Origin of the sequence: Streptomyces sp. L2, assembly GCF_004124325.1 — a bacterium.
Classification (GTDB): domain Bacteria; phylum Actinomycetota; class Actinomycetes; order Streptomycetales; family Streptomycetaceae; genus Streptomyces.
On record NZ_QBDT01000001.1, the window covers coordinates 7454883 to 7479136 of the forward strand.

The 24254-nt window shown below is 73.5% G+C and carries 21 protein-coding genes, 1 tRNA gene and 1 pseudogene; 15 read left to right on the forward strand and 8 right to left on the reverse strand.

Annotated elements, in window-relative coordinates; all coding sequences use genetic code 11:
• Positions 1-214 precede the first annotated feature (214 nt).
• Positions 215-1123 carry a GNAT family N-acetyltransferase gene (locus DBP14_RS33340; RefSeq protein ID WP_129311351.1) on the forward strand — a complete coding sequence of 303 codons (909 nt, stop codon included), beginning with the start codon at positions 215-217 and terminating at the stop codon, positions 1121-1123.
• A 98-nt stretch (positions 1124-1221) separates the two neighbouring features.
• Here the strand turns inward: DBP14_RS33340 and DBP14_RS33345 are convergent, their stop codons facing one another.
• The 3 genes from DBP14_RS33345 to tgmA are packed head-to-tail and all read right to left on the reverse strand — an operon-like array spanning position 1222 to position 3362.
• Positions 1222-2112 carry a Gfo/Idh/MocA family oxidoreductase gene (locus DBP14_RS33345; protein ID WP_129311352.1) on the reverse strand — a complete coding sequence of 297 codons (891 nt, stop codon included), beginning with the start codon at positions 2110-2112 and terminating at the stop codon, positions 1222-1224.
• A gap of 58 nt (positions 2113-2170) precedes the next feature.
• Positions 2171-3154: an ATP-grasp ribosomal peptide maturase gene (tgmB, locus tag DBP14_RS33350; RefSeq protein WP_129311353.1), complete on the reverse strand. Its 984-nt coding sequence runs from the start codon at positions 3152-3154 to the stop codon at positions 2171-2173.
• A gap of 16 nt (positions 3155-3170) precedes the next feature.
• The gene (gene tgmA, locus DBP14_RS33355; protein ID WP_129311354.1) at positions 3171-3362 is read right to left on the reverse strand and encodes a putative ATP-grasp-modified RiPP; all 192 of its coding nucleotides are present in this window, start codon (positions 3360-3362) and stop codon (positions 3171-3173) included.
• A 172-nt stretch (positions 3363-3534) separates the two neighbouring features.
• On the opposite strand from tgmA, the gene DBP14_RS33360 reads away from it, so the two are divergent.
• Positions 3535-3918 (forward strand): hypothetical protein, encoded by a 384-nt coding sequence (locus DBP14_RS33360; protein WP_129311355.1) that lies wholly within the window; start codon positions 3535-3537, stop codon positions 3916-3918.
• Positions 3919-4150: 232 nt separating this feature from the next.
• On the opposite strand, the gene DBP14_RS33370 is transcribed toward DBP14_RS33360, so the two are convergent.
• Positions 4151-4987 (reverse strand): fructosamine kinase family protein, encoded by an 837-nt coding sequence (locus tag DBP14_RS33370; RefSeq protein WP_129312216.1) that lies wholly within the window; start codon positions 4985-4987, stop codon positions 4151-4153.
• Positions 4988-5215: 228 nt separating this feature from the next.
• Here DBP14_RS33370 and DBP14_RS33375 point away from each other — a divergent pair, with 228 nt between their 5' ends.
• The 4 genes from DBP14_RS33375 (at position 5216) to DBP14_RS33390 (ending at position 8694) form a co-directional block, all read left to right on the forward strand.
• Entirely contained in the window at positions 5216-5926 is a 711-nt protein-coding gene (locus tag DBP14_RS33375) for a tRNA-dependent cyclodipeptide synthase (protein WP_241741108.1), read from the forward strand.
• On the forward strand, positions 5923-7122 hold the full coding sequence (locus DBP14_RS33380) for a cytochrome P450 (protein WP_129311356.1): 1200 nt from the start codon (positions 5923-5925) through the stop codon (positions 7120-7122). Before DBP14_RS33375 ends, DBP14_RS33380 begins: the two co-directional genes overlap by 4 nt.
• 270 nt (positions 7123-7392) lie before the next feature.
• The gene (locus tag DBP14_RS33385; RefSeq protein WP_129311357.1) at positions 7393-7881 is read left to right on the forward strand and encodes a hypothetical protein; all 489 of its coding nucleotides are present in this window, start codon (positions 7393-7395) and stop codon (positions 7879-7881) included.
• Between the two features lie 111 nt (positions 7882-7992).
• On the forward strand, positions 7993-8694 hold the full coding sequence (locus tag DBP14_RS33390) for a class F sortase (protein ID WP_129311358.1): 702 nt from the start codon (positions 7993-7995) through the stop codon (positions 8692-8694).
• 6 nt (positions 8695-8700) lie between these two features.
• On the opposite strand, the gene DBP14_RS33395 is transcribed toward DBP14_RS33390, so the two are convergent.
• Together DBP14_RS33395 and DBP14_RS33400 are read right to left on the reverse strand one after the other, a co-directional pair.
• Positions 8701-9909: a GDSL-type esterase/lipase family protein gene (locus DBP14_RS33395; protein WP_129311359.1), complete on the reverse strand. Its 1209-nt coding sequence runs from the start codon at positions 9907-9909 to the stop codon at positions 8701-8703.
• Positions 9910-9944: 35 nt separating this feature from the next.
• Positions 9945-10520 (reverse strand): TetR/AcrR family transcriptional regulator, encoded by a 576-nt coding sequence (locus DBP14_RS33400; protein WP_129311360.1) that lies wholly within the window; start codon positions 10518-10520, stop codon positions 9945-9947.
• 184 nt (positions 10521-10704) lie between these two features.
• Between DBP14_RS33400 and DBP14_RS33405 the strand changes: the two genes are divergently transcribed.
• On the forward strand, positions 10705-11658 hold the full coding sequence (locus tag DBP14_RS33405; RefSeq protein ID WP_129311361.1) for a LysR family transcriptional regulator: 954 nt from the start codon (positions 10705-10707) through the stop codon (positions 11656-11658).
• Positions 11659-11857: 199 nt separating this feature from the next.
• Positions 11858-13807 carry a collagenase gene (locus DBP14_RS33410; RefSeq protein WP_129311362.1) on the forward strand — a complete coding sequence of 650 codons (1950 nt, stop codon included), beginning with the start codon at positions 11858-11860 and terminating at the stop codon, positions 13805-13807.
• Between the two features lie 81 nt (positions 13808-13888).
• Here DBP14_RS33410 and DBP14_RS33415 read toward each other — a convergent pair whose 3' ends face one another.
• Positions 13889-15334: a glyceraldehyde-3-phosphate dehydrogenase gene (locus DBP14_RS33415; protein ID WP_129311363.1), complete on the reverse strand. Its 1446-nt coding sequence runs from the start codon at positions 15332-15334 to the stop codon at positions 13889-13891.
• Between the two features lie 157 nt (positions 15335-15491).
• On the opposite strand from DBP14_RS33415, the gene DBP14_RS33420 reads away from it, so the two are divergent.
• The 7 genes and pseudogenes from DBP14_RS33420 to DBP14_RS33450 all read left to right on the forward strand — a co-directional run.
• Complete coding sequence (locus DBP14_RS33420; protein WP_129311364.1) at positions 15492-16694, forward strand: hypothetical protein; 1203 nt, start codon at positions 15492-15494, stop codon at positions 16692-16694.
• Between the two features lie 73 nt (positions 16695-16767).
• The gene (locus DBP14_RS33425; protein WP_129311365.1) at positions 16768-17088 is read left to right on the forward strand and encodes a hypothetical protein; all 321 of its coding nucleotides are present in this window, start codon (positions 16768-16770) and stop codon (positions 17086-17088) included.
• A gap of 103 nt (positions 17089-17191) precedes the next feature.
• A complete protein-coding gene (locus tag DBP14_RS33430) occupies positions 17192-18046 on the forward strand; it encodes a PP2C family protein-serine/threonine phosphatase (protein ID WP_129311366.1) in 855 nt (284 codons plus the stop codon).
• Between the two features lie 51 nt (positions 18047-18097).
• A complete protein-coding gene (locus DBP14_RS33435) occupies positions 18098-19102 on the forward strand; it encodes an MASE1 domain-containing protein (protein WP_206739397.1) in 1005 nt (334 codons plus the stop codon).
• A gap of 109 nt (positions 19103-19211) precedes the next feature.
• Entirely contained in the window at positions 19212-20771 is a 1560-nt protein-coding gene (locus tag DBP14_RS33440) for an MFS transporter (protein ID WP_206739398.1), read from the forward strand.
• Between the two features lie 220 nt (positions 20772-20991).
• Positions 20992-22353: an L-seryl-tRNA(Sec) selenium transferase gene (selA, locus tag DBP14_RS33445; protein ID WP_129312219.1), complete on the forward strand. Its 1362-nt coding sequence runs from the start codon at positions 20992-20994 to the stop codon at positions 22351-22353.
• Positions 22353-24092 (forward strand): annotated as a pseudogene (locus DBP14_RS33450) (SelB C-terminal domain-containing protein); the annotation flags it as partial. The gene selA and the pseudogene DBP14_RS33450, both read left to right, overlap by 1 nt.
• A 35-nt stretch (positions 24093-24127) precedes the next feature.
• Here DBP14_RS33450 and DBP14_RS36270 read toward each other — a convergent pair.
• A tRNA-Sec gene (locus tag DBP14_RS36270) sits at positions 24128-24220 on the reverse strand.
• Positions 24221-24254: the final 34 nt, after the last annotated feature.

Genomic DNA, 24254 nt, shown 5'->3' on the forward strand with positions numbered 1-24254 from the left:
CCGCCGCGCCGCCGGAAATGCGGTGGACGCCCACCTGCCCCGCCCCCTAGGCTCCAGCAGCACGCCCGCGACGGACGGAAGGAGGCGAGCGTCATGACCACAGCCTGCCCGCGCTCCCCCCTCCCCGTTGCCAGGGCGTGCCACGACTGAATCCGACGTCGTCACCATCCGACCGGGAGCGCCGCACACCGCACGCGATTCCGGAAGGACACCCATGACCGACCTGGTCATCCGCACGCTCGACGAGAGCAGTGCCCACCTGTTCGACACCCTGCCCGATCCGCTCGGCCTCGCCGAGAAGCACCGGCGTACCCGCTTCCGCCCCGACTGGCAGCGGGTCGCCCTGCGCGCCGGACTGGTCGTGGCCCGCGCCGCCTGGTGGGGCAGGCCCGAGGACACCGAGCCGCTCCTCGTCAACTGGTTCGACGTGGCCGACGGCGAACAGGACGCGGGAGCCGCCCTGCTGCGGACCGCGCCCTGGCGGGTCGACGAGATCGACCTCGACGTCCCCCCGGGCTGGCGCGAGTCGGCCACGCTGCGGGCCGCCGTCGACGCCCGTACGGCCGCTGCCCGCACCGCCGGCTACGAGCCGCTCGTCGAGCGGTTCCTGTACCGCTGGACCCGCGACCGCGGCCTGCCCGAGCGACCCGGCCGGCTGCGCTTCACCGCCGAACCGGACGACGCCGTGTTCGACGGCCTGCTGCGCCGCATCCACTCCGTCACCCTGGACGCGCACGCCCTCCGGGCCGTCGAGGAAGGGGGAGTGGAGCAGGCGGCGCGGGAAGAGCTGGAGGTCTTCCGCTGGTTCCCCTCGCCGCGGGAGTGGTGGCAGGTCGCGCGCACCCCCGCGGGCGAGCTCGTCGGCATTCACATCCCCGCCCACAACCCGTCCGGGCCGTGCGTCGGCTTCATCGGTGTCGTGCCCGAACAGCGGGGGCACGGGTACGCGTTCGACCTGCTCGCCGAGTGCACGCACTTCCTCGTCGAACGGGGCGCGGAGTTCGTCGCCGGTGCGACGGATCGGGGGAACGTTCCGATGGCCGCGCACTTCGCCCGTGCGGGATATCCGGTGACCCGGGAGCGGCTGAACTTCTGGGCGAAGGGGGAGGGGAGCGCCGGGTGAGCTGCTGACTGGCCGGTTTTCGCCCCCGCCGCCCCTTCCCTTCCCGTCCCTGGGGCTCCGCCCCTGGAGCCCCGTTCGCGCAGTTCCCCGCGCCCCCTTCAGGGGCGGGGGGAGCCATGAAGTTGGGCTTCGGCCGTCGCCAGGATCTCGGTGACGCGTAGGCCGAAGGTGGCGTCGCAGGGGTGGGGGCGGCCCGTGCGGGCCGAGGTCAGGAGGGCGTCCGCGGCACGTACGAGGGCCGGGACGGCGCCCTCGGAACTGCGCGGCAGCAGGGTCACGCCGGACTCCCCGCGGAGTTCGACGTCGGCGCCCGCCGCGGCCGGGGGCGCCGACAGACTCAGGGTGAGGGTGCTCGACGCGCCGCCGGCGTGGTCGAGGACCAGATACACAGTGTCCGCGGCGCCGTGGGCCGTGGTCAGAACCTGCCGGACGTCGCCGAGGACCGGCAGCAGGACGGACAGCGCGTGCGGCCCCACGTCCCACAGGGCGCCCCGCTCCCGCCGCCACGGCGACGCCGCGAACGGGCTGTCCCCGGTGAACACCGCCCCGAGCCACTGCGCCCGAGCCGTGAACCAGCCCGGAACGGCGGCCTGTTCCTCGATCCACGCCTGCGGTTCCCGCTGGAACCGCGTGGTGAAGAAGACCACGGAGGCGACCTCGGCGCGCTCCACCGCCCCGGCCACGGACCGTGCTTCGGCGACGTCGAGCGCGAGCGGCTTGTCCAGCAGCAGATGACAGCCCGCCCGCACCGCCCGCACCGTCAACCCGGCCTGCACGGAGGGAGGCAGGGCGACGGCCACCGCATCGACGTCGGCGAACAGCGCGCCGACGTCGTCGTACGCCCGGACGCCGTACCGCTCCGCGAGCGCGCGGGCCGCCTCCGGGCGGCGGCCCCACACCCCGGCGAAGTCCAGCCCGGGGTGCTCCGCGAGGGCCGGTGCGTGCGCCGCCCGGGCCCACGGGCCCGTGCCGAGCAGTCCTACGCGCATGCCGTCGTCCTTTCCGTGAACCGTCCCCACCACCTTCTCGTGAACCGTCCCCGCCACCTCACGATGCCGTGTTCCGCTCACCGTCCGCCGGGGTCCGTGACGGTTCGCCGTCTCCCGCCAGCCAGGCGGCTATGGTCGCCGCGACGGGCTGCCCGGTGTCCATCTCGACGAAGCCGAACTGGCCGGACTGGTTGCACTCCAGGAACCACCAGATGCCGTCCGCGTCCTCCGCGAAGTCGAAGGCGCCGTAGGCCAGTTCGGCGCCCCGCATGTAACGGCGCACCGACTCGGCGACCCGGTGGGGGGTCTCGGTCGGCAGCCAGGGGGAGACCGACGGGGCGAACCGCACGTCCACGTCGTCGGGATGGGCGTCGGGGTCGGCCGGCTTGCGCGCGGCCAGCAGCCGGTCGCCGACGACCGTGAGCCGGATGTCGGCCCGCTTCGCGATACGCCGCTGCAGCAGGGTCGGGCCGTAGGCGACGGCCGCGAAGTCGGTGCCGGGGGCCACCCGGCTGGTCGGCACGGCGCGCGGCGGCTCCTGCGGATGCGCGCCGGACACCGGCTTGACCACCAGGTCGGGGAAGCGCTCCGCGAACTCCCGGGCCGCCTGCGGGAACGTCGTGATGAGGGTGGCCGGCACGGCCAGCCCGCTGTCCTGCGCGAGCCGCAGCTGCCAGGGCTTGTGACGGGCCCGGCGGGCGGCGTCCGGATGGTTCATCCAGCGCGCGTCCGTGCAGCGCAGCATGCCGTACAGCGCCTGCGTGGACTCCTCCGTCAGCCACGCGGACGGCTGGGCCGCGCGGGCGGCCGCCGCGCCCGGCCTGCGCACCCAGACGGAGCGCAGGCCGCTCATGCTCACCAGGCGCCCGCCGACGGACAGGTGTCCGCGGCCGGCGCCCTGCACGTACTCGCCCGACAGCGCCACGCCGTTGGTGAGATCGGCGGGGTCGAGCCGGACGACGGGCACGCCGGCCTCGCCCAGCCGGAGGACCACCATGTCCGCCGTCACGTCCTCTTCACTGGTCAGGATGAGCACGGTCATCGTCGATGGCCCGCGGTCAGTCGTCGAAGTGCGTCTTGGACCCGGCCGTCGAGGTCGTGGTCCCCAGTGCTCTCAGAGTCGCGTGGTCGGAGGCGGCGATCCTTCCGTCCGGGAGGACGTTCAACTGCAGTCCGGAGTCGTACGCGTACGGAGTGGTGACGTCCAACTCCACTGCGGGCCGCGCGTAGTTGAGCGTGAACGGTTGCATGGTCTCTCCCTGATTCGGCTTTCACGTCCTTATACGAATCGAACGGGTGATTGGTTTCCTTACGCTGAGTGACCGGCGCCCGGAGAGGGGCCGTCGGGAGCGGTACCCCGGGAGCCGGAACAAGGAAACAACACAACGTTGTTCCGTTGCACGCCCGGGATAGCATGCCCGCATGGCACATGACGCCCAGGAAGCGGCCAGGCGCAGGCTGGCCGCGATCACGGAGGACGCCCCCGCCGACAGCGTGCCGGCCCGACTGGCCCGGGACGCGGCCCTTCTCGGGCGGCTGCTGACGGCCACCGGACACCACCGCGGCGAGGCTGACGATGTGTCGCATGTCACGCTCGATGACATCGGTGCGGCCCTCAGCCTCTTCGACGGACTGCGTCACCAACTGGACCGGCTGGAGAGCCAGGTGGTGATGGAGGCGCGCCGCCGGGGCATGGACTGGCGGCAGATCGCCGGACACCAGGGGCTGAACTCCTCCCAGGCGGCCTCGCAGCGCCACCAGCGTCTGACGACGCGGCTGGAGGAGATCCGTCAGGGCGTCAGGTGAGCCACTGACGCCGGTCCCGCCAATCCCGCCGGTCCCGCCGATCTCGCCGATCCCGCCGATCTCGCCGATCTCGCCGGTCCCGCCGATCTCGCCGATCCCGCCGATCTCGCCGATCTCGCCGATCTCGCCGATCTCGCCGATCTCGCCGATCTCGCCGATCCCGCCGGTCCCGCCGGTCCCGCCGATCCCGCCGGTCCCGCCGGGCCGCCAATCCCTCCGGCCGTGCGCCCGGTCAGCCCGTCAGTGCCTCCCGGGCCGCCGCGGCGGCCTGTTCGCCGTAGCCCCGACCGAACAGCACGGCGTGCACCAGCAGCGGGAACAACTGGTGCAGCCCGACGCGGCGGGTCCAGCCCTCGGCGAGCGGCGCCGCCTCCTGATAGCCGGCCAGGACCCGTTCCAGCTGGGGGCAGCCGAACAGCCGTAGCATCGCCAGGTCCGTCTCGCGGTGCCCGCCGTGCGCGGCCGGGTCGATGAGCCGGACCTCCCCGTCCGCGCCCCAGAGCACATTGCCGTTCCACAGGTCCCCGTGCAGCCGGGCCGGCGGCTCGGCCGGTCCCGCGAGGTCCGGCAGCCGCGCGCAGACCCGCTCGATCACCGCCGCCTCCCCGGCGCGCACGGTCCCGGCGTCGACAGCCGCCCGCAGATACGGCAGGACGCGGTGCTCGGCGTACCAGGCCGGCCAGTCGGTGCCGGGCTCGTTGCGCATCGGGGCGCGTCCGATGAACGCGTCCTCGGGGCCGCCCGGCGGCGCCGCGCCGAACTCCGGTGCGCCGGCGGCGTGCAGGTGCGCCAGCGCATGGCCGAAACGCGCCGCCGCCCCGGCGTCGGGACGCCCGGTGTCCACCCGCTCCGTCACCAGCCACCGCTCGTCGTGCCCGAGCACCGCGGGCACCCGGACCGCGCCCGCGCCGGCCAGCCAGCGCAGCCCGGCCACCTCCGCGCGCACCGCCCCCGGGGCGTCGCCGCGCTTGACCATCACCACCGGACCGCCCTCCAGGACCACTTCAGCCGGTGACCCGGAGGCCGCCCGCTCCGCCGTGACCCGGCGCCCGGTGAGCCGGGACGCCACCTGTCCCGCGCTCTCGGCACTCTCGTCTCGGTCGACCACGGCCCCAGCGTACGTCCCGCAAGTGACGTCCACCGCACGGCACTTCGACCATTGATACGACTATTTTCAGCCAAACCCAGGCGGTAACTACCCGTGTTGGTTTCGTGCGGCTAGCGTGAGGGCGCCGCATCGCCACACCAGGGGCACAGGGCCCTGCAGGGACTAGCGAGCGGTGGAGGATTCACCCCTTTGACCACAGCATCCGTGCTGATGGCCGACGTCTTCGAGGTTCAGCCCTACACCTCCCACTGCGAAGTCATCTTCGGCGAGGGCGCACACGCCGTGATCGGTGTGTCCCCGGGCAACAGCTACTTCTCGGCCCGCCGCCTGCACGACCTCGCCCGCTGGGGACTGGACCACTTCGACAGGGTCGACTTCGTCTACACCGACCTGTACGTGGCCGAGACCTACGAGGCATCCGGCTACCCGCCCGACGAGGCCCGCCGCAAGGCGGTGAAGAACCTGCGCGGTGTACGCGCGAAGGTCCGGGACGCGGTCACGGCCGCCGACCCGGACGGCGAGCGGCTGGACTGGCACCCGATGTCCTCCTTCCGGACCAATCCCGCCTACCAGGAGATCCACCGGGAGCTGAAGAACCGGCTGACCGCCGACGCCGAGTTCCGGGCCGTCTGCAACGCGCTGGTGACCCGCTTCCTCTCCGCACGCGGCGAGCCCGTGAGCGAACGGCAGCGCGCCGTGTGCCTGGAGTACGTGGTCGCCGAGGCCCCGCTGTTCCTCGACACCCCCGCCGTCCTCAAGGTGCCGTCCTCCCTCAACTGCTACCACCAACTGCTGCCCATGGCCGAGCTGCTCTACTCCCGGGGCGCCGGCCTGCGTGCCTCCCGCAACCAGGGCCACGCCGTAGTCACCCCCGCCGCCCTGGAAGGAGCCGTGGCATGACCACCGCCCCCGACGCCCCGAGCCTGCCCGGCTTCCCCTTCTCCTGGGACGGCACCCGCGTGCCCGCCGAGGTCGAGGAACTGCGCGCCACCGCCCCCGTGCGGCGGGTGCGCACCATCGCCGGTGACGAGGCCTGGCTGGTCTCCTCCTACGAGCTGTGCCACCAGGTCCTGAAGGACCCCCGCTTCTCCCTCAAGGACACCTCCGCGCCCGGCGTGCCCCGGCAGTACGCGCTCACGATCCCGCCCGAGGTCGTGAACAACATGGGCAACATCACCGGCGCCGGGCTGCGCCGGGCGGTGATGAAGGCCGTCAACCCCAAGACGCCCGGCCTGGCCGAGTGGCTGCGGGCGGACGCCGAACGGCTGGTGGACCGGCTGGTCGCCGACGGGCCCACCGCCGACCTGCGCGGCGCGTTCTGCGAGCCGTACTCCGCGGGCATGCACTGCCACCTCCTCGGCATCCCGCAGACCGAAGGCCCCGCCTTCCTGCGCAGCCTCGACATCGCCTTCATGAACTCGCCCTGCCCGATCACCGGCGCGCGGATCAACTGGGACCGCGACATCGCCCGTATGACGGCCCTGCTCGACGACCCCGCGACACACGGCCTGATGGGTGAACTCGCCGCCCTGCGCGACGACCCCGACTACGCCCACCTCACCGACGAGATGCTGGCCACCGTCGGCGTCACCCTGTTCGGCGCGGGCACCGTCTCCACCTCGGGCTTCCTCACCATGGCCCTGGTGTACCTGCTCACCCACCCCGGCACCCTGGAACTGCTCCGGGACCGGCCCGAGCTGATCGGCCCCGGGGTGGAGGAACTGCTGCGGGTGAACCTCTCCATCGGCGACGGGCTGCCCCGCCTCGCCCTGGAGGACGTCCGGCTCGGCGACGTCGACGTACGCGCCGGTGAACTGGTCCTGGTCCTGGTCGAGGGAGCCAACCTCGACCCGGAGAAGTTCCCCGACCCGCACCGCTTCGACGTCCGCCGCGACAACACCGCCGACCACCTCTCCTTCGGCGGCGGCGCTCACTACTGCCCCGCCACCGCACTGGGCCGCGCCCACGCCCGCACCGCCCTGGAGGTCCTCCTCGCCCGCCTGCCCGGCCTCGCCCTCGCCGTCCCGCCCGGCGAGCTGGTCTGGCGCACCGGCTTCATGAAACGCATCCCCGAGCGGCTGCCGGTGACCTGGTAACCCGGGACCCCGCGTACGGCCACCGCGGCGGCCCCGGCCGGGAACCCCGGCCGGGGCCGCCGCCGTTCGTGTCGCGCGTCCGTCACCGGTATGGCGCACCGAGTCGCCGCCCTGTAGCTGGGGGAGTGGGGCAGACGGGTGGCGTCCTGACACGGGTGGGCGGCCCGGATGGTGCCCCGGAACGGCCTGACTGACGGTGGTTCATGTCGGAGCCGGGTCTATTCAGCTGATGGGGTATCCGCTGCCCGGCCACGGCGGAAGGACATCGATATGCGTTCTGCCCGCATGCTTCTCGCCACGGCGGCGGCCACCGCCGCCCTCGCCTTCACCACGCCGGGGGCCGCGTTCGCCGTCACCGCGAGCGGGGACGGAGGCCACGGCGACTCCTCGTACAGCAAGGAGCACGACAAGGGGTCCGGCAAGGAACACGACAAGGACTACAGCACGGAGCACGACAACGGACACAGCCACGACGCGCCGCGCGGCGGAATGCACACGGGTGGCGGTGCCCTGGCCATGGTGAACGGCGACTGGGGCGGCCAGGGCCAGGGCGACAGCCGGTTCGACCCCGACACCTACCGGGACAAGGGCGACGGCGGCTGGAGCGGCGACCACGACAAGCCGCACGGCGGCATGCACACCGGCGGCGGCGGCCTCGCCACCACGTCCGGGGTCACCGTGGGCGGCCTGGCCGTCCTGGGGCTGGCCGGCGCCGGAGCGTTCGCGCTGCGCCGCCGCAAGGGCGCCCAGCCGGCCTGACCGCGTCCGCACCCCTGGGGGCAGCGGCCGCCGCCGGCGCACACCGTGCCGGCGGCCCGCGCCCCCACACCCCGACCCCCGTGCTGCCGTGCCCGAGTGAGGTGGTGTCCGATGGCAGCTGCTCCCTCCTCCCCGACCCCCGACGAACCGGCACCGGACGAGCCCGCTTCCCGCGGCGGCGGACGGCTGACCCTGTGGGGCGTGGCGATCGCCGTCGTCGCCCTCGGCATGTTCGGCGGCCACAAGGGCACCGACCCCACGTCGGAGGCGTCCCGCGTCGACGGCGCCAAGGCCTCCGCCCCCGCCGTCCCCACCAGCCCGTCCACGGGCCCGACGGGCAGCGCACGCGCGGCCGCCCCGCTGCCCCGGTCCGCGCCGACCCGGCTGCTCATCCCGAAGATCTCCGTGAACGCCCCGTTCACCGTCCTCGTCACCAACGCCTCGGACCAGCTCCAGCCCCCGCCGGCCGACAACACCAACCTGGTCGGCTGGTACTCCGCCGGCGTGTCCCCCGGGGAGACGGGCACCGCGGTCATCGCCGGGCACGTGGACACGAAGACCTCCGCCGCCGTCTTCGCCAACCTGTACCTGCTCAAGCCCGGCGACACCTTCTCCGTGGAGCGGGCCGACGGGCGGACGGCGACCTTCGTCGTCGACGACGCCGAGAACTTCGACAAGGACAACTTCCCCAGCAAGCGCGTCTACGCCGACGCCGACCGGCCCGAGGTGCGGCTCATCACCTGCTCCGGCGCCTACGACCACACGGCCAAGGACTACACGGAGAACCTGGTGGTCTTCGCCCACCTCGTCTGAGAGGACTCACGCGCGCGGGGACGCGGACCCGGCGCGATGCGCCGCGAAGGGGCCGTCCGCCGCGAACGCCAGCGCGGCGAACCGTTCGCCCATGCGGCGGTGCGTCGCCGCGTCGGGGTGCAGCGCGTCGGGCAGCGGCAGTTCGGCCGCGTCCTGCTCGCCGTAGAGGGCACGGCCGTCGAGGTGGTGCAGATGCGGGTCCGAAGCGGCCCGCAGCGCCACGATCCGGGCCAGCTCCTCCCGGATCACCCGGAGGGTCAGCTTCCCGGCCGCGGTCTCCGCCGGGTCGCCGGCGGCCACGAACCTCAGCCGGCCGTCGGCGAGACCGCTGAGATCCGGCAGGCTGGGGCCCGGCGTGTCCTCGTGGATCGGGCACAGGATCGGCGAGATCACCAGGAGCGGGACGTCCGGATGGCCCTCGCGCACGGTGTCGAGGAAGCCGTGCACGGCGGGTCCGAAGGCGCGCAGCCGCATCAGGTCGGTGTTGACCAGGTTGATGCCGAGCTTGACGGAGACGAGGTCGGCCGGCGTGTCGCGGATGGCCCGCGCCGTGAACGGATCGAGCAGGGCGCTGCCGCCCAGGCCGAGGTTGACCAGCTCCACCCCGCCGAGTGCGGCGGCGAGCGCCGGCCAGGTGGTGGTGGGGCTCGCCGCGTCGGAGCCGTGGCTGATCGAACTGCCGTGGTGCAGCCAGACCGCGCGGCCCGCGTCCGGGACCGGTTCCACGGGTGCGTCGGTGCGCAGGGCGACCAGTTCGGTGGTCTCCTTGTGCGGAAGCCAGATCTCCACGTCCTTGACCCGGTCGGGCAGGCCGGTGAAGCGCGCGGTGCCGACCGGACCGGGCCGGTGCTCGGCGCTGCCGGTGGACAGGTCGACGGTCACGGTGTGGCCGCCCGCCACCGAGGTGCTGCCGGCCGGGCGTCCGTCGACGAGGAGGTCGTACACCCCGTCCGGCCGGGGCGGCGCGCCGGTGTAGACCCGCTTGGTCGGCACGGTGTCCAGCTCGACGGCGGTGGCGCGGGTGCGGAACACGAGCCGCACGCCGGACGGCTGGGACTCGGCCATGGCCAGCTGCGGGTCGGTGCACTGGGCGCGGGCCGCGGCGGGCAGCCGGTGCGGCAGCAGTCCGTGCGCGGTGCGTTCGAGGTCGAGGGCGCCGCAGACGAGGGCGTCGGTGAGGGGAGTGGTGATCCAGCCGGGCTGGGTGGAGGTCATGAGTGGCGTGCCTGCGTTTCGGTCGTGTCCGCGGTTCAGCGGCCGGGGGTCGGCCAGGTACGGAGCAGGGCGTCCAGGGCGTCCAGGATCCGCGTCCAGGACTCCTCGGAGCCGGGCGCACTGTGGCTGAAACCGCCGGCGGACTCCAGGCTCACGAAGCCGTGGAAGACGCTGCCCAGCAGCCGGACCGCGTGGGTCTCGTCGGGTTCGGTCAGCTGGTAGCCCCGCAGGATGGCCCGCGTCATCTGCGCGTGCCGGCCGCCCGCGCTCGCCGCGGCGGTTTCCGGATCCAGCCGGTACCGGGCGGCCTCGTAGCGGCCGGGGTGGGCGCGGGCGTAGTCGCGGTAGACGCCGGCGAACGCGTCCAGCGCGTCCTTGCCGGCCCGTCCGGCCAGGGCCTCGGCGGCACGGTCGGCCATCTCCTGAAGGGCGAGCAGGGCGATGCGGCTCTTGAGGTCGTGGGAGTTCTTCAGGTGCGAGTACAGGCTCGCCACCTTGACGTCGAACCGGCGGGCCACCGCCGAGAGCGTGACCTGTTCGAAGCCGGCCTCGTCGGCCAGCTCCGCTGCCGCCCGGACCAGCCGCTCGGTGGTCAGCCCCGCTCGCACCATGATGAACCTTTCCTTTGCCTAAAGTAAGTATGCATCTACCTATAAGCTTTAGGCAAGAGGCTTCCCGCGGCTCCGGACCGCGGCTCGGGCCCGGACGGACACCGACCCGCAGTCCGGAACTCGAACTTGTGCCCGGGGCGGGACAATGGAACGCTGCCGCCGGAACGAGACGGGGAGTGGACCGATGGAGCTGGAGCTGCGGCATCTGCGCGTGCTGTGCGCGATCGCCGACGCCGGCAGTGTGGGCCGGGCCGCCACACAGCTGGGCTACTCGCAGCCCGCCGTCAGCACCCAGCTCCGGCGCATCGAGCGCTTCCTGGGCGAGCCGCTCTTCGAGCGCGGCACGGGCGGGGTCCGGCCGACCCGGTACGGCGCCGAGGTCGTCGCCCAGGCCCGCGACGTACTGGCCCGTGCCGACGCCATCGGCCACCGCACCGCCGCCGCCCGGCCCGGCCGCACCCTGCGGATCGCGGCGACCAACTCCCCGATGCTGTCCGGCACCGTCTCCCGGATGCGCACCCGGATGCCCGAGCTGACCGTCGCCGTGACCAGCGCCTACGCCTCCTCACGGATCGTGGAACTGCTCGAGGGCGCGGCGGCGGACGCGGCCATCGCCGCCGACTACCCCGGACGGGAGCTGCGGCACTCGGCGTCGGTCAAGCACCGCGGGATCGTCACCGAGCCCACCTTCGTGGCCCTCCCCTCCCGGCACCGGCTGCGCCAGAGCGCCCAGGTCCAGCTCGCCGACCTCGCCGAGGACGCGTGGTTCGTGACCCCGGACGACGGCGCCGGCTGGCCCGGGGTGTTCTACGACGCCTGCGCCGCGGCCGGGTTCACCCCGGTCGCCGTGCACGAATTCCTCGGGGACCAGGCCCAGTTGCAGAGCATGATCGCCGACGGCCTGGGCGTGTCCATGGTCCAGCCGACGCTGCGCCCGATCCCGCACGTCGTCGTCAAGCCGCTGGTCGGCTCGCCGCTGTGGTGCCGCTACGTGCTGGCCTGGCGGCCGGACTCCGTCACCGAGGACGAGGTGGAGACGCTCTTCCAGTCGGCCACCGCCGCCTACCGTGATCTCGTCGCCCAGGCCCCCCACTTGAGGAACTGGGCCTCCCGTACCTGGAGCATCGCCGGGGCGTAGGGGCGTAGGGGCGTAGGGGCGTAGGGGCGGGGCGCCTGACGCCCGGGCAACCGGCGTACGTCCCAAGGGTGTCCCGTGATGTTATGAGCGGCCGGTGCCATGTGCTATGTCACACGGCATTGTTGGGCGGCGTGGGGCGCTGAGACAGTCCTCACACGCCTCAACACCCCACCGAGGCGCGTCCCTTGGAGGAAACCCGATGCGCTATCGCTTCGCGCTGCCCAGACGCATGGCCGGCGCCGCCGCCGTCTGCGTCACCGTGGCCGGCCTGCTGACCACACCGGCGCTGGCCGCGCCCCAGCCGCACGCCGCGGCCCCCGCACCCCGGCAGCACACCGGTCACGCCACCCCCGCGCACCCGGACACGTCCGCGCCGTCCCCGGCCGGAGCCGCCACCCCGGCGACCCAGCACCCCGCGACCCAGGACCGGCGGATCAGTCCGGACCGACTCCCGCCCCAGGCGCCGGCGTTCGGGCGCGAGGCCCCCGCGGCCCGCCCCGCGGCCTCGTGCACCGCGGCCGACTTCGGTTCACGCACCCGCTCCGCCCTGGTGTCGTTCGTGCGGGCCTCGACGCCGGACTGCGTCAACACGCTCTTCGCGGTCACCGGCCAGGACGCGCACGACGTGTTCCGGCAGACCCAGATGGTGACGGTCGCCCGGGCCTTCACCCGGACCGCGGCCGTCTACCGCGGCGACAACTCGCGCGGCCTGCTGCAACTGGTCCTCTTCCTGCGGGCCGGCTACTACGTCCAGTTCAACCACCCGGACGACGTGGGCGCGTACACCACCCGCCTGACCACCCCCGTCACCGACGGCCTGGACACGTTCTTCGCCACCCGCCACTCCCGGGACGTCACGGCGGCCAACGGCGACATCCTCGGCGAGAGCGTCATCCTCACCGACAGCGCCGACCAGCAGGGCCGCTATCTGTACGTGTACCGCCGGCTCCTGAACGCCTACGACAGCTTCTACGACTCCGTCGACAGCATGGTCAGGGCCGTCAACGACGTCTACACGCCCCTGTGGCGCGGCAACTGGAACCCCGTGTACGTCGACGCCGTCGCCGCCGACCCGCGCGTCACCGTGTCGCTGTACGCCTTCGCGCTGGACCACACCGGCCTGCTCGGCGGCGACCTGGCCTTCCTGGACTCCAACGCGGGGATGAACCTGGCGCGTTACGTCGAGCACCCCGAACTGCGGCCGATCGTCCAGCCGTTGACGAAGGACCTGCTCGACGGCTCCGCCATCACCGGCCCCACCGCCGGTCTTTGGGTCGCGGTGGCCACGCAGGCGAGCGCCTACGACGGCGCCGACTGCGCGTACTACGACGTCTGCGACCTGCCCGCGAAGCTGACCGACGCCGCCCTGCCCGTCGTCCACCAGTGCGACGCGGACCACACCATCCGCGCCCAGTCACTGACCGCGGCCGACCTCGACGCCGCCTGCGCGAGCATCCTGCACCAGGACGCCTACTTCCGGGACCTGGTCAAGGCCGACGGTCCGATACCCGGCCAGTACGCCTCGACCATCGAGCTCGTGGTCTTCGCCAGCCGCGCCGACTACCAGACGTACGCCGGCGCGATCTACGGCGTCAGCACCGACAACGGCGGCATCACCCTGACCGGGGACCCGACCGACCCGGCGAACCGGCCGACGTCGATCATGTACCAGAAGGCCACCGACGACGGCTTCGTCGCCCGGATCTGGAACCTCAACCACGAGTACACGCACTTCCTCGACGGCCGCGACGACATGAAGGGCGACTTCACCCAGGAGATCTCGGTGCCGGACGTGTGGTGGATCGAGGGCCTGGCCGAGTACGTCTCCTACGGCTACCGGGGCATCGCCGACGACGAGGCGGTCCAGGAGGCGGCCAAGCACACCTACGCCCTGAGCACCCTCTTCCAGAGCACCTACGACAACAGCGACGAGACCCGCACCTACCCGTGGGGCTACCTCGCCGTGCGCTACATGGCCGAGCGGCACCCCGACGACATCCAGCGCATGCTCGCCCGCTTCCGCGTCGGTGACTACGCCGGCGGATACGCCGTCTACCACGACGGCATCGGCACCCGCTACGACGCCGACTTCGACCAGTGGCTCACGGCGTGTGCCGCGGGCGCGTGCGCCAGTCCCACCAAGGCCTGACGGATCGCGCCCCGCACGGCGACGGCCGCCGACCGGAACCCGGTCGGCGGCCGTACGCGTGTCGGCGCAGATGGCGGGCCGTCAGACCGCCGTCGCCGGGTAGGTGGGGTACTCCACGCCCGAGACGTGCTGGACGACCCGGACGACCTGGCAGGAGTAGCCGAACTCGTTGTCGTACCAGAGGTAGAGGATCGCGTTGTCGCCCTCCACCTTCAGCGCGCCGGCGTCGACGATCGAGGAGTGGCGCGAGCCGATGAAGTCGCTGGAGACCGCGTCGGGCGCCGTGGTGAAGTCGATCTGGCGCTTGAGCGGCGAGGTCAGCGACACGTCCCGCAGGTAGTCGTGGACGTCGTCGCGGGTGGTCTCGCGGGCCAGCTGCAGGTTGAGGATCGCGATCGACACGTCCGGCACCGGCACCCGGATCGAGCTGCCGGTGATCGGCGCCTTCAGGTCGGGCAGCGCCTTCGCCACGGCGGAGGCGGCACCGGTCTCGGTGATCACCATGTTGAGCGGCGCGGAACGGCCCCGGCGGTCCGACTTGTGGTAGTTGTCCAGCAGGTTCTGGTCGTTGGTGAACGAGTGGACGGTCTCCACGTGCCCGCGCAGCACGCCGTACTCGTCGTCCATCGCCTTCAGCGGCGGGACGATGGCGTTGGTGGTGCAGGAGGCGCAGGACAGGATCTGCTCGTCCGGCTTGATGGTGTCGTGGTTGACGCCGTGCACGATGTTGGGGACGTCGCCCTTGCCCGGAGCGGTCAGCACGACCTTCTCGATGCCGGGGCGCAGGTGCTTGGAGAGGCCCTCGCGGTCCCGCCACTTGCCGGTGTTGTCGATGAGGATGGCGTCGCGGATGCCGTACTCGGTGTAGTCCACGGCCGACGGGTCGTCGGCGTAGATCACCTTGATCTCGTTGCCGTTGGCGAGGATCGTGCTGTTCTCCTCGTCCACGGTGATGGTGCCCTGGAACTGGCCGTGGATGGAGTCGCGGCGCAGCAGCGAGGCCCGCTTCACGATGTCCTGAGCCCCGCCGCCGCGCACCACGATGGCGCGCAGCCGCAGGCCGTTGCCGGAGCCGGACTTCTCGATCAGCAGCCGGGCGACGAGGCGGCCGATGCGGCCGAAGCCGTAGAGGACGACGTCGCGGGGCTCGCGGCGCTCGATCTTGTTGGCGCCGGTGGCGCCGGCGACGGCCTCAGCGGTGAACTCGGCCACGCCCAGGCCGCGGTCGTCGGCCTTGTAGGTGGCGGCGAGCATGCCGAGGTCGATCTGGGAGGGCCCCAGGTCGAGGGCGGTCAGGGCCTGGAGGAACGGCATCGTCTCGGTGACGGACAGCTCCTCGCCGGCGATCTGCCGGGCGAAGCGGTGCGTCTTGAGGATGCTGACCACCGACTTGTTCACCAAGGAGCGGCTGTGCAGCAGGACGGTGACGTCCCGCTCACGGTGCAGCTTCCCGATGATCGGGATCATCGACTCCGCGATCTCCTCGCGGTTCTTCCAGTTGGTGAACGAGTCGTCGTTGACAGTCACAGATCAATCTTTCGAGCTAGGCAGCGCTCATATGGTAACCACACCCTACTTCGATCATTCCGCCGGTCCTCAGGCGGGGTTGCTGAATCAGGGTGAAGATCGTAAGAAAGCCGGGTCGGGCGTTGCTCGGCCGTCCGGCCGTGACCATGGTCGACCCGTGAGCACGTCCTCCGTACCCCGCCCCGAACCCCTCGCCCCAGCCGCCGTCCGCCCGCGCCCGGCGGGGGCCGGCCGGCCCGGCGTCCGCAGGGGAGCCCGCCAGGCCCTCGCGCTGTTCGCGGCCATCCGGCTCGCCGGGGTCGTCGCCGTACTGCTCGCCGACCACGCCACCCGCCACTCCCTCGGCAGGACCCTGGCGCACTCCTGGGACTCCCGCTGGTACCTGCACATCGCCCAGCACGGCTACGGCCACCTGATCTGGATCACCCCCACGGGCGCGGTGCAGAGCGACTGGGCGTTCTTCCCCCTCTACCCCGGCCTCGTCCGGGCCGTGACCGCGCTGCTGCCGCTCACCCCCGGCCAGGCCGGCGTGGCTCTGGCCTGGGCCGCCGCGGGCGCCGCCGCCTACGGCCTCTACCTCATCGGCCACCAGCTGTACGGCCGCGCCGTCGCCACCGCACTGGTCGCCCTGTGGGCGGTCCTCCCGCACGCCGTCGAACTGACCCTCGCCTACACCGAGTCCCTGTTCGCCGCCCTCGCCTTCTGGGCCCTGTACTGCGTGATGAACGGCCGCTGGCTGTGGGCCGGTTCGCTGGCCGCGCTGGCCGGGCTGTCCCGGCCGAGCGGCTTCGCCGTCGCCGCCGCCCTCGGCGTCACGGCCGTCTGCGAACTGGTGCGGCGGCGCGGCCGGATGCCGGCCGCCGTGTGGGCCGGCGCCCTCCTCGCGCCCCTGGGCTGGCTCGGCTACGTGCTCTGGGTGGGGGAGCGGACGGGCAACCTGCTCGGCGGCTACTTCATGGTGCAGAGCGCGTGGACGTCGCGGTTCGACTTCGGCGTCGGCGCGGCACGCTTCCTGCGGGCCCTGTTCCTGTACGGCGGCGGCGTCGTCTACCCGTACGCCCTGGTGATCGTCGCCGCCGGGCTGCTGCTCCTCGCCCTGCTGTGCCTGGACGGCGCCCCTATGCCGCTGCTCGTCTTCGCCGGGGTGCTGGTCCTGCTCGTCATCGGCGGCTCGGGCTCCTTCTCCTCCAAGCCACGCTTCCTGCTGCCCGCCTTCCCGCTGCTGTTCCCCCTGGCCCGCGCGCTGGCCCGGGCCTGGTGGGCACGGCCGGCCCGGGCCGTCCTGGTGGGCGCGGCCCTGACCGCCGTGTCCCTGCTCTACGGCGCCTATGTGACGGTGGTGGCGCACTCCCCGCTGTGAGCGCGGCCGGCGACGGGCTGTGCGGAGCGCGCGAATCGGGGTAGGCGATCAGACGCCCGACGAAAGGACCGTCATGACGACCTACGTCATCAGCGTGCCCGGCACCTTCACCGCGGGGATCGACGCGGACGTCCCCGGCCGGGTGAGCAGCGCGCTCCGGCCGGCCGATCCGCACGGCACCCGGATGGGGAACACGCAGGACCTCGACGTGCTCACCGTGAACGAGGACGCCACCTTCACCGTCCGGCTGACCGTCGAGGCCGACACCCGCCACGACGCCGAGGAGGAAGCGCGCAGGCTCGCCGGCTCCGCCCTGCGAGAGGCGGGACTCGACGAGCGGACCGCGGCCCTGGGTCCCGCGGTCGTCACCGGCATCGACTCGGAGGTCCGCTGACCCCGCACCGGCGCGGGCGCCACACATGGGGCGGAATACCCGAATATAGGTAAAATCTAGGCGTTTGCCCTTCATGGGGCTGTCGCCCAGCCGGAAGTGATCCATGCCCCGCAAGCGCTCCACGGACGAAGGCGACGAGCTGCTCGCCAGACTCGGGTCGCTCACCGCCCAGGCACGCGAGCGCGCGGAGCTGCAGCGCAGCCAGGTCGAACTGGCCATCGCCCTGCAGCGCGGCATGCTGCCCCGGGACCTGCCCGAGGTCCCCGGCCTGCACCTGGCCGTCCGGTACGCGCCGGCCTGCTTCGGCCTGAACGTGGGCGGCGACTGGTACGACGCCTTCACCCTGCCCGACGGCCGGATCGGGCTCTCCATCGGCGACGTCCAGGGCCACAACATCGAGGCCGCCGCCTTCATGGGTCAGGTCCGGGCCGGCCTGCGCGCCCTCGCCACCGTCACCAGCGAGCCCGGCGAACTCCTCGGCCGGACCAACGAACTCCTCCTCACCCTCGGCAGCGAACTCTTCGCCACCTGCACCTTCATGCGCCTCGACCCCGCCACCGGAGTCCTGGAGAGCGCACGGGCCGGACACATCCCCTACGTCTGGGCGACCGCCGACGGCAAGTCCGGCGTCGCCGAAGACGAGGGCGGGCCACCGCTGGGCATCTTGGAGAAGGTCGACTACGCGGTCACCCGGCACCGGCTCAGCACCGGCGGGGTGTATGTCCTGCTCACCGACGGGGTCGTCGAGGGGCCGTCCCTGAGCATCGAGGACGGCCTCGACCAGGTGGTGCGCCTCGCGGGCGTCGCCGCCGTCGCCGGCCTGGAGGCCCACGCCCTGGCCGCCGCCGTGATCAAGGGCGCCGAGAGCGTCGGCCACGAGGACGACGCCGCCGTCCTCGTTGTCGGCCTCGACGGGCCCTGCGTCCCCGGCCTCGACGGTGCCGGCGTTCAGCCATAGGGCCGCCTCCCGGCCCCTCCCGCCTGGCCGAGCGGCCGCCACCGGTGTCAGATGGCAGGTGTGGTGACTGTCCAGGACCTGCGCCGGTCGGCCGGCTACGCCCTGCGGGCGCTGGCCGTCACCGCGTGCTACTACGGGGCCGCCCGGCTCGGGCTCCTGCGGCAGCTCTCCGTCGGAGGCGCCGTCGTCACCCCGATCTACCCGCCGACCGGCGTGGCCGTCGCCGCCCTGCTCCTGCTCGGGCTGCGGTACTGGCCCGCCGTCGCGATCGGTTCCCTCCTCGTCGTCTCCTCCCTCACCACACCCCAGCCCGACGTGCTCGTCGTCATGTTCGGCAGCACCGCCGCCCCCGTGTGCTCGGCCCTGCTGCTGCGAAGGGCCCGCTTCCACACCGACCTGGGCCGGTTGCGCGACGGCCTCGCCCTGGTCTTCCTGGGCGCCCTGACCGCCATGCTGATCAGCGCGACCGTCGGCGCCGGCCAGCTCCTGCTCACGCACAAACTCGACGCCGGCAGCTTCTGGCCCGTGTGGCTCGCCTGGTGGGTCGGCGACGCCATGGGCGTCCTCATCGTCACCCCGTTCCTGCTGATGCCGAGCGGACCACGCCGAAGACCGTCGCTGCGGCGCTGGAAGGAGGCGACCGCGCTCACCGTCGTCGCCTGCTGCCTGGTACCGCTGGCCACCTACAGCCCAGTCAGCCTGCTCTTCCTCGTCTACCCGCTGATCATCTGGGCCGCCCTGCGCTTCCAGCTGGTCGGCAGCATGCTCTGCGCCCTGGTGACCTCGGTGCTCGCCACGGTCGCGGCGACGGACGGCGTGGGGGCGTTCACCGGGCTCAGCCGCGTCGAGGTCATGATGAAGCTCCAGGCCTTCAACGGCGCCATGGCCCTGACCGCCCTCCTGCTGTCCGCGCTGATCACGGAGCAGCGCAACACCCGCAGCTCCGTGGAACAGGCCTGCCAGGAACTGGTCGAGGTGCTGGAACACCTCACCGCCGGCGACCCGCCACAGCCCCGGCCGCCCAACGACGTCGCCGAGCGGCAGCGGGAGCGATGATCGAGTGGTGACGGGTCGCGGGCGGGCGTAGCGTCGAACGGTGGACGCCGCCGGACGAAGCGCCGGCCGCACCCGCCCACCTCGCCCCGCGCGATGCGTCGCCCCCGTCATGAGCAGCAGCTCCCGCCCCACCGCGGCCCCCCGCACCTCCGCCACCGGGAAATCCGGCGGCGGCGGGAACGCGATGGCGCTCCTGGTCATCGCCTCGTGCCAGCTGATGGTCGTCCTGGACATCACCATCGTCAACATCGCGCTCCCGCACATCCAGAGCGCCCTGGACTTCTCCACCACCAGCCTCTCCTGGGTCCTCAACGCCTACACCCTCACCTTCGGCGGCCTCCTGCTGCTCGGCGGCCGCGCCGGAGACATCCTCGGCAGGCGGCGCGTCTTCCTCTTCGGCGTGCTGCTGTTCGTGCTCGCCTCCCTGCTCGGCGGGCTCTCCCAGAACCCCGGCGAACTCCTCGCCGCCCGGGCCGTACAGGGAGTCGGCGGCGCCATCGCCTCACCCACCTCCCTCGCCCTGATCAGCACGACCTTCCGGGAGGGGCCCGAGCGCAATCGGGCCTTCGGCGTCTTCGCCGGAGTGTCCGCGGCCGGCGGCGCCATCGGCCTGCTCGCCGGCGGCATCCTCGTGGAGTGGCTGGACTGGCGCTGGGTGTTCTTCGTGAACGTGCCGATCGGCGTCCTCATCGCCCTGGCCACGCCCCGCTGGATCAAGGAGTCCGAACGCCACCCCGGCCACTTCGACCTCACCGGCGCGCTCACCTCCACGGCCGGCATGGTGCTGCTGGTGTACGGCTTCATCCGGGCCGCCCAGCAGGGCTGGCGGGACGCCTTCACGCTGGCCTCGTTCGGCGTGGCCGTCGTCCTCCTCGCCGCGTTCGTGCTGATCGAACGGCGCTCGCGGCAGCCGATCACGCCGCTGCACATGTTCGCCGACCGCAACCGGGCCGGCACCTACGGCATGATGCTGAGCCTCGCCGCGGCCATGTTCGGGATGTTCTTCTTCCTCACCCTGTTCGTGCAGGATGTGCTGAACTTCAGCCCGCTCGCCGCCGGCTTCGCGTTCCTGCCGGTCAGCCTGGTGATCGCGGTCGGGGCCGCGCTGGCGTCCCGGTTCCTGCCCACGTTCGGGCCCAAGCCGTTCATGGTGACGGGCGCGGTCCTGGCGGCCGGCGGACTGGCCTGGCTGACGCTCACCGACGTGCACTCCACGTACGCGGGCAGCATCCTCGGGCCGATGCTCGTCTTCGGGCTCGGCATGGGCATGGAGTTCGTCTCGCTCACCCTGACCGCCCTGTCCAACGTCCCCGTGCACGAGTCCGGCGCCGCCTCCGGGATGCTCAACGCCACCCAGCAGGTCGGCGGTTCGCTGGGCCTGTCCATCCTGGTCACCGTCTTCGGCACGGCCAGCGGCGACGAGGCGGCCCGGCAGATCCCGGCGTTCCTGTCCGGGGCGAGCCCGGCCGAACGCCTCCGCTTCCGGCGCACCGGACAGCTTCCGCCGCCCTGGTCCGACCACGTCCTCACCGCCGGCGTCTCGGCTGCCTTCGTCCTCGCGGCGGTGCTCGCCGCGATCGCCGCCATGATCGCCCTCCTCGTCATCCAGGTCCGCGCGGCCGACCTGGAACGCCTCCAGGGCAACGGTTCCGGCCACGGCACCGGCTGACGCCCCCCGCTGCGGCCCGGCGTGTCGAACGCCCGGACGGGGGCACTGGGAGACGATGGGCGGTACGGGCTCGGGGCCGGACCGGACGAACAGGGGCGGCATGGAACAGCACGTGGCACCCAGGGGAGCGGACGAGGCGGCCCTGGCGCGCGACCCGGAGCCCGGCGGAGCGGACAGGGCGGCCCGGGCGGGCGACCCCGGTCCCGGCGGAGCGGACGAGATGACCCGGTCGGGCGGTCCCGGCCCCGGCGAGCCGAAGCAAGCGGACGCCGGTGACGTGCGCCGGCGGATCCCGCGTACCGACGTGCTGCTGCGCGACCCGCGTCTGGCCGAGGCGGCCGCCCGGCTCGGCCCCGCCGCCGTCAAGGCCGCCATCCGGCAGGCACAGGAGCGGGCGCGCCAGGGCACCGTCCCGCCCGAGCGGGTTCCCGAGACCGCTGTCGCCCTGCTGCCGGACACCGCCGGCGGCCTGCGCCCGGTGATCAACGCCACCGGCGTGCTGCTGCACACCAACCTCGGCCGCGCCCCCCTCTCGGCGGCGGCCCGGCAGGCCGTCGCCGAGGCGGCCGGACCCACCGACGTCGAACTCGACCTGGCCACCGGCGTACGGGCCCGCCGCGGCCGCTCCGCCCTCGCCGCGCTCCAGGACCGCGTACCGGACGCCGGTGCCGTGCACGTCGTCAACAACGGCGCCGCCGCGCTGGTCCTGGCCGCCACCGCGCTCGCGGCCGGCCGGGAGATCGTGATCAGCCGGGGCGAGATGGTGGAGATCGGCGACGGCTTCCGGCTGCCGGACCTGCTGGTGTCCACCGGGGCGAGGCTCCGCGAGGTCGGCACCACCAACCGGACCACCGCCGCCGACTACGCCACCGCCATCGGCCCGGACACCGGCTTCGTGCTGAAGGTGCACCCCTCCAACTTCCGCGTCACCGGCTTCACCCGGGCCGCCGGCGTGAGCGAACTGGCCGCGCTGGGCGCCCCCGTGGTCGTCGACATCGGCTCCGGACTCCTAGCCCCCCACCCGGTGCTCCCCGGGGAACCCGACGCCGGCACCGCGCTGCGCGCCGGGGCCGCCCTGGTCACCGCCAGCGGCGACAAACTGCTCGGCGGCCCCCAGTGCGGGCTCCTGCTGGGCCGCCAGGACCTGGTGCGCACCCTCGCCCGGCATCCCCTGGCCCGTGCGCTGCGCGTCGACAAGCTCACGCTCGCCGCCCTGGAGGCCACCCTCACCGGACCGCCCACCCCGACCGCCACCGGACTCACCGCCGACCCCGCCCGGCTCATGACCCGCGCCCAGGCGCTCGCCGCTGCCCTCGCCGCCGAAGGCACCGACGCCCGCGCCGTCCCGAGCGCCGCCACCGTCGGCGGCGGAGGCGCCCCCGGCGTCGCCCTGCCCAGCGCCGCGCTGTCCCTGCCCGAGCCGTACGCCGGCGCCCTGCGCACCGGTCGTACCCCCGTGGTCGGCCGTCTGGAGGGCGGACGGTGTCTGCTCGACCTGCGGGCGGTCCCGGAGGAGGACGACGACCGGCTCGCCGAAGCCGTACGGTCGGCGGCCCGGCCGGCCGCCGAAGGGCGGGCGTGATGCGGGTCCTGGCCACCGCCGGACACGTCGACCACGGCAAGTCGGCCCTCGTCCGCGCCCTCACCGGCATGGAACCCGACCGCTACGCCGAGGAACGCCGCCGGGGCCTCACCCTCGACCTCGGCTTCGTGTGGACCGAACTGCCCGGCGGCGAACCCCTCGCGTTCGTCGACGTCCCCGGACACGAGCGGTTCGTCGCCACCATGCTGGCCGGCGCCGGACCGGTCCCGGCCGTGCTGTTCGTCGTCGCCGCCGACCAGGGCTGGCAGCCCCAGTCCGCCGAACACCTCGCGATCCTCGACGCGCTGGGCGTCCGGCACGCCGTCCTCGCCGTCACCCGCAGCGACCTCGCCGACCCGGGGCCCGTCCGCGCCGACGCCGTCGAACGCCTCGCCGCTACCTCCCTCGGCACGGTGCCCGCCGTCGCGGTGAGCGCCGTCACCGGCGCCGGACTCGACGACCTGCGCGCCGCACTCGCCCGGCTGGCCGGCTCGCTGCCCACGCCCGACCCCGAGGCCGACGTACGGCTCTGGCTGGACCGGGCGTTCACCGTGCGCGGCCACGGCACCGTCGTCACCGGCACGCTCGGCGCCGGCACCCTGCGCACCGGCGACCGCCTGGTCACCGGGGACGGCACGGGCGTGCTGCGGGTGCGCGGGCTGCAGAGCCTGCACGAGGACCGGGACGCCGTCGCCGGCGTGGCCCGCGTCGCCGTCAACGTCCACGGCCCGGCCGACACCGCACTGGAGCGCGGGCAGGTGCTGCTCACCCCGGACCGCTGGCTGCCGACCGAGGTGACCGACGTCCGCGTCACCGGCGAACCGGCGGCCGACCTGCCCCGCTCGGCCACCCTGCACCTCGGCACCGCCGCCGTCCCCGTCACCGTCCGCCCGCTCGGCGAGGACACCGCCCGGCTCACCCTGCGCCGCGCCCTGCCCCTGCGGGTCGGCGACCGCGCCGTGCTGCGCGAACCCGGCGGCACCCACATGCCCTGCGCCGTCACGGTCCTGGACGTCCGTCCGCCCCGGCTGACCCGGCGCGGCGCCGGCCGGGCCCGCGCCGCCGACCTCGCCACCATGACCGGACACCCCGACGGCGCCGCGGAACTCCGGCGCCGCAGACTGGTGCGCCGCGCCGACCTCCTCGCCATGGGAGTGCCCGCCCCCACCGCACCCGTCGCCGGGGACTGGCTGGCCGACGACGCCCACTGGACGGCCCTCGCCGAACGGCTCACCGCCGAGGTCGACCGCCACGCCCGCACCCACCCGCTGGACCCCGGGCTGCCCACCGAGGCCGCCCGCCACCTGCTCGGCCTGCCCGACCGCGCCCTCGTCGACGCCCTCGCCCGCACGGCACGCGATCTGCGCGGCCACGACGGCCGGCTCCACCCAGCCGGCCCGGCACGCCCCACCCTGCCGCCGCCCGTCCGGGCCGCGGTGGACGCCGTACGCCGGGACCTGGCCCGTACGCCGTTCCGCGCGCCCGAAGCCGGCCGGCTGACGCAACTGGGGCTGCACCGCAGGGAACTGGCCGCCGCCGTCGCGGCCGGCGCACTGCTGCGGATCACCGACGGCATCGTGCTCCTGCCCGGCGCCGACACCGCGGCCGCCACCGCCCTGGCCCGCCTGGCGCAGCCGTTCACGCTCAGCGAGGCCCGCCGCGCCCTGGACACCACCCGCCGCGTCGCCGTACCCCTCCTGGAGTTCCTCGACGCCCACGGCTACACGGAACGCGTCGACGACCAGCACCGACGCTGCCGGACGGACGCGGTGAACGGAGGCGGACAGGAATCGAACCTGCCTGCCCGAGATCCTCGGGCACCTCGGTTTTGAAGACCGGGAGGGCCACCAGGCACCCACACGCCTCCACCGCCGTCGTCAGGCTACTGCCCCAGGAGACCG

Coding starts and splice junctions, on each gene's coding strand:
- DBP14_RS33340 (WP_129311351.1), top strand. CDS start 215: ATGACCGACCTGGTCATCCGCACGCTCGACGAGAGCAGTGCCCACCTG.
- DBP14_RS33345 (WP_129311352.1), bottom strand. CDS start 2,112: ATGCGCGTAGGACTGCTCGGCACGGGCCCGTGGGCCCGGGCGGCGCAC.
- tgmB (WP_129311353.1), bottom strand. CDS start 3,154: ATGACCGTGCTCATCCTGACCAGTGAAGAGGACGTGACGGCGGACATG.
- tgmA (WP_129311354.1), bottom strand. CDS start 3,362: ATGCAACCGTTCACGCTCAACTACGCGCGGCCCGCAGTGGAGTTGGAC.
- DBP14_RS33360 (WP_129311355.1), top strand. CDS start 3,535: ATGGCACATGACGCCCAGGAAGCGGCCAGGCGCAGGCTGGCCGCGATC.
- DBP14_RS33380 (WP_129311356.1), top strand. CDS start 5,923: ATGACCACCGCCCCCGACGCCCCGAGCCTGCCCGGCTTCCCCTTCTCC.
- DBP14_RS33385 (WP_129311357.1), top strand. CDS start 7,393: ATGCGTTCTGCCCGCATGCTTCTCGCCACGGCGGCGGCCACCGCCGCC.
- DBP14_RS33390 (WP_129311358.1), top strand. CDS start 7,993: ATGGCAGCTGCTCCCTCCTCCCCGACCCCCGACGAACCGGCACCGGAC.
- DBP14_RS33395 (WP_129311359.1), bottom strand. CDS start 9,909: ATGACCTCCACCCAGCCCGGCTGGATCACCACTCCCCTCACCGACGCC.
- DBP14_RS33400 (WP_129311360.1), bottom strand. CDS start 10,520: ATGGTGCGAGCGGGGCTGACCACCGAGCGGCTGGTCCGGGCGGCAGCG.
- DBP14_RS33405 (WP_129311361.1), top strand. CDS start 10,705: ATGGAGCTGGAGCTGCGGCATCTGCGCGTGCTGTGCGCGATCGCCGAC.
- DBP14_RS33410 (WP_129311362.1), top strand. CDS start 11,858: ATGCGCTATCGCTTCGCGCTGCCCAGACGCATGGCCGGCGCCGCCGCC.
- DBP14_RS33425 (WP_129311365.1), top strand. CDS start 16,768: ATGACGACCTACGTCATCAGCGTGCCCGGCACCTTCACCGCGGGGATC.
- DBP14_RS33430 (WP_129311366.1), top strand. CDS start 17,192: ATGCCCCGCAAGCGCTCCACGGACGAAGGCGACGAGCTGCTCGCCAGA.
- DBP14_RS33435 (WP_206739397.1), top strand. CDS start 18,098: ATGGCAGGTGTGGTGACTGTCCAGGACCTGCGCCGGTCGGCCGGCTAC.
- DBP14_RS33440 (WP_206739398.1), top strand. CDS start 19,212: ATGAGCAGCAGCTCCCGCCCCACCGCGGCCCCCCGCACCTCCGCCACC.
- selA (WP_129312219.1), top strand. CDS start 20,992: ATGACCCGGTCGGGCGGTCCCGGCCCCGGCGAGCCGAAGCAAGCGGAC.